This window comes from Allochromatium palmeri (assembly GCF_009720725.1).
GTDB classification, from domain to species: Bacteria; Pseudomonadota; Gammaproteobacteria; order Chromatiales; family Chromatiaceae; genus Thermochromatium; species Thermochromatium palmeri.
Map to the genome: position 1 here is coordinate 1 of NZ_WNKT01000090.1, position 4,382 is coordinate 4,382.

At 47.8% G+C, this 4,382-nt stretch carries 4 protein-coding genes; 1 reads left to right on the forward strand and 3 read right to left on the reverse strand.

Annotated elements, in window-relative coordinates; genetic code table 11:
* The first annotated feature begins 1,815 nt into the window (after positions 1 to 1,815).
* Entirely contained in the window at positions 1,816 to 2,478 is a 663-nt protein-coding gene (locus GJ668_RS19250; protein WP_186343229.1) for a hypothetical protein, read from the forward strand.
* A 215-nt stretch (positions 2,479 to 2,693) separates the two neighbouring features.
* On the opposite strand, the gene GJ668_RS19255 is transcribed toward GJ668_RS19250, so the two are convergent.
* From GJ668_RS19255 to GJ668_RS20415, 3 genes are all read right to left on the reverse strand, one after another.
* Entirely contained in the window at positions 2,694 to 3,218 is a 525-nt protein-coding gene (locus GJ668_RS19255; protein WP_186343230.1) for an IS630 family transposase, read from the reverse strand.
* The gene (locus GJ668_RS19260) at positions 3,128 to 3,733 is read right to left on the reverse strand and encodes a winged helix-turn-helix domain-containing protein (protein WP_155451709.1); all 606 of its coding nucleotides are present in this window, start codon (positions 3,731 to 3,733) and stop codon (positions 3,128 to 3,130) included. The genes GJ668_RS19255 and GJ668_RS19260 overlap by 91 nt, the downstream gene beginning before the upstream one ends.
* A gap of 388 nt (positions 3,734 to 4,121) precedes the next feature.
* The coding region (locus GJ668_RS20415) for a hypothetical protein (RefSeq protein WP_222930827.1) at positions 4,122 to 4,382 on the reverse strand (261 nt) is incomplete at its 5' end.

Consider the following 4,382-nt stretch of genomic DNA (forward strand, 5'->3'; position numbering starts at 1 on the left):
TGGCGACCACAGCCCCCTTAGGGTTCGATGGCGATTCCAGCCCTTTCGGACTGGGCCTCAGTTCGACTCCCATAGGCACACGGACCGCTCGCGAGACAGATCTCCCCGGATAAGGACATGAACTTTCTCTGCACAACCTCGCCATTTACCGTACCCACGTCGGATCACCGGGCTTCGCTATCTGTGGCTAGCTCGCCCCCGGGCTCAGCCTTCTATGACGTTTCTGTTCGTAGGCTCGCAGATTTGCTCCAGGCTTCCTTCAGACCTCGCCTCGCGGCTCGGCCCTTGCCCTTCGCTAGTAGTTGTCGCCTAGTCAGGGACCAGACGGTGATCCTCCCACAGGGGACTTTCACCCCATTAGTTCATGCCCATGCCGGGCGTACATCGGGTCGCCGGGGGTTTTTCTCCCCCGGCTCCCACAGCACCCCGCATGCGGGTCCGCACGGGGCGCGTCCTCCGGATTGGAAAGGAGAACCATTGACTGGCCGCCTTCAACGCTGGTTACACAATGCATCGCCAAAATCATTTCACCCGGTCGGGTGCGGTAGGATCATTGAGACACAAGTGGCTCACTCGTTGCCGAAGGTTCAGGCCTTCACCTTGTCCCACCCATTACGGTGGGCGTTTGGCTACTATGCCGTCTGCTGACTTCTGTCCCGTCACGCCGAGCGTTGCCGCCCGACGCGCTGTCCGAGTCACGGTAAGGTCCGGTGGTCATTCCGGCGCTTTCGCACCGGCCCTCAGTCCGGCTCCCTTGGCGACCACAGCCCCCTTAGGGTTCGATGGCGATTCCAGCCCTTTCGGACTGGGCCTCAGTTCGACTCCCATAGGCACACGGACCGCTCGCGAGACAGATCTCCCCGGATAAGGACATGAACTTTCTCTGCACAACCTCGCCATTTACCGTACCCACGTCGGATCACCGGGCTTCGCTATCTGTGGCTAGCTCGCCCCCGGGCTCAGCCTTCTATGACGTTTCTGTTCGTAGGCTCGCAGATTTGCTCCAGGCTTCCTTCAGACCTCGCCTCGCGGCTCGGCCCTTGCCCTTCGCTAGTAGTTGTCGCCTAGTCAGGGACCAGACGGTGATCCTCCCACAGGGGACTTTCACCCCATTAGTTCATGCCCATGCCGGGCGTACCACGATGGCCTCCAGTCCGACCGCTCGCTTCGCTCGCGGCGGCTGAGGCTGGCGTTAGGCTACAAAACAGATCGAAAACGGGCGTGATACAAAATCATTTGGGTTCGAATGAAACGTGAAAGAAAATCTATTTCAAAACCATTCTTGATAGTGGTTTTATATATCGGGTTATGGTCAGTACTGAGTTTTCCGATATTGATTCTGTTGATTTTTTTGGAGATTTTTATCCACGAAAATACTTTAACATCGGCGTTTGTTATGCTGTTAAATAACCCATTTCTATTATTTAATAACTTTCTGGCTTTTGGGTTTTTAACAAAATATTTTATTCCAAAACTTGGACTGTCGTTGTCATCTGTAGACAGATTAACCTTAATAATCGTTTTTTCATTAACGTTCATGATGACATTAATTCTTATGAGTGCTAAGAATGTTATTATGGAGTCCAGCGAAACTGGGGCAAATATTTCTGAGAGGGTGAGGTACGAACCCCAAAAAAATAAACCAGGACAGACCACGTTTAATTGCGTGAGATTAAGAATCGCCTAACACGCCCATAAAGCCGAAGTCATACTGCGCCGCTGAGTTCGTGCCAATTCTGAGCATTAACAAGTGGCGCAGTATGACCCGGCTTATGGGTGACGTTCGACCACAGTAAGAGATATAAGGATGTCAGTATGATTCAAAATGGCATAGTTACACCCTGGAGTATATTTACTCCAACAGTCTTCAGGATGATGGAGCGTCAATATGTGGATCGGTTTTTTGAGACTGGTGAACTTATGCTCAGCTCTTTCAACCGGTTTTCCTCACACACAGACGAAGAAAGAAAAGACCAAGAGGGCAAAAACGTCATCGTAGGTCGTGGGAACAGTTCTACCGTATTTGCCGTCACTGGACACGGAGATGATGCCTTTGTGTTATGTTCAACTGCCTGTCAGCCAACAGAAGAACTATTGCAGGCTTTTAAAGCCGATGCAGCCATCCAGATATTTGACTCGACAGGTTTTGCCGCTGTCGTAACGAAACACATACCGGGCGTTCGCCAGGGTTTTGAAGGATATTGCTACTATATTGATGGTAGCGTCGAGTGCAAAATCGGAGACTTTAATATTGAACATTTGAAATCACATCCCGAAGCTAAAAATCTTGACCTAAACAAGCTTGGCGGGTTTGTCTTGAATATGGCTGGTCTATCAGTATTCTTTAGAAAAAACACAAGGTTTAGGCATCAGTTAGAGTATCGGTGGGTATGGATTACATCCCAAAAGGTAACGGGGACCCAAGTTGTTTATGTCCCAGAGGCGAGGGAATTCTGTCTTCCATACTATCGCAATTAGAAAATGGTCGAACAACCGGCTTCACCCGGAACCGGCAAACAGCGCCGGTCCGGTGAGCCGGAACGTTAGGCAAAGGAGAGTTTCCATGTTTGATACTAGGTTGCTTTTAACCTCAATTCTTACTCTAACTTCAGCACATGCATATGGTTTTTATAAGTGTGTTGGTGCAAACGGCGATGTTACCTATGGCTGATTAATATAATATCCAGGCATTCCTATTGGGCAGCATATTGAGTTTCAGGAAGATGAAAAAATGAGATCACGCGTTCAGCATGATCTTTTAAAGACTTCAATGCGGTATTTGTACGTTGTTTCAAGTCGCTCTTGTTTTTAATGGGCTTTCGTCCGAGTTGCTTATCTTTAATTTCCTCCCAAACATGTTCGTCAGGATTCAGTTCAGGGCTGTATGTCGGAAGATAATAAAGACGAATTTCATCGCGATGACGCCAAATAAATTTGCGAACTTGTTTTGAACAATGGAAAGAGGCTTGATCAATAATCAAAAAAATCGCGCGATCACGTTCATCAATCAGCTTCTCGAGGAATTGAATATACTCTTCTGAGTTAATGGATTTTTCGGTGACGTAATAATGGAGATCGCCTTTAGCTGTGACAACAGAGAGAATATTGACGCGGCCACGTTGACCAGTCACATAAACATTCGGTCGAATGCCGCACTGCCCCCATGTTGTCCCTGAGCGGTCTCGAAGGTCAACAGCGGCTTCATCTTCAAAGCCAATGTCCGCTCCAACTTTTTTGCAAAACTCTGAATTTTAGGGAATTTTTCTGTGAGAAATTGTTCAACAGCCGCTGGATCCTGCTCGTGAGCAATGTAGTTTGGTTTTTGGCTGGTCAACCCCAATTGATGCAGGTGATGATTCACTGTTGACCCAATGACATTTACACCATATTTCTCGGCCAGTAGCTTTGCCAACAGGTCACACGTCCACAGCGTTGTGTCGTATCCGAAATCTTCAGGAGTGCAATTAAGAACAGTCCTTTTTAACCACGCATCCATCTCTTCGGTCACAGCCGGAGACACTCCAGGAGCTTTTTTCGTGTCCAGGCCCTCATAACCATTTTCTTTATAACGATGAAGCCAGTCATACATGCAGCTTCGACTGAAACCCAAAATTTTGATGACATCTTCAGGGCTATAATGGTTTTCCTCAACCGCATGAACCGCGATTTTCCGAAGATAGCTCATCACCTCATCAGGGATCAAACGCGCATCGGATAGCCAGTTAGGTTTCATGGCGAACCTCTATGATTTAAATGCCTTATATGAATTTAGACAGCTTGCCATGCTTTTAGTTTTAAATGTGTCTGGAATATTAATGTAGTGGCTATATCAGACATCGGCTTGTCCTTCCGTTGATTCCGGATCAAGAGTCATAATTAATAGAGACACCGATTACAACGGACAAGCCCCAAGTATTCAAGATCAACTCCAGAATTTACAAGAGCAAAAAAGAGTTCAAGCCGGGAACCGTGAGATCGCTCCAGCACATGAGCAACCACAGCAGCCAAACAATGCTGAATATGTCGTTGACGACGCTAATGTAATGTGGCATGGAAAAGAAGGCATTATTAGACTAAGGAATGGAAATTTATACACGCCAGACGGAGCTATTTATTTCACATCAAAAAGTAAATCTAATATGTGGTCCGGCAAGGATGGTTTTATCAATCTTCGTGATGGGAATCTTTACACTCCAGACGGATCCATCTATTTTCCTTGGAAGAAATGAATCCGCTAAGGAAACGCTGAACAATTCCGTTTTGGCGAAGGGGTCTGAGTGATACCCTTGTTCCCTGTGTTCTCCACCGCCCTCAGCCTGACGACGATGCCCAAGAAACGCGCCCCGAAGCCGAAGTACCAGACCCGCCGTGAACGGTTCCTG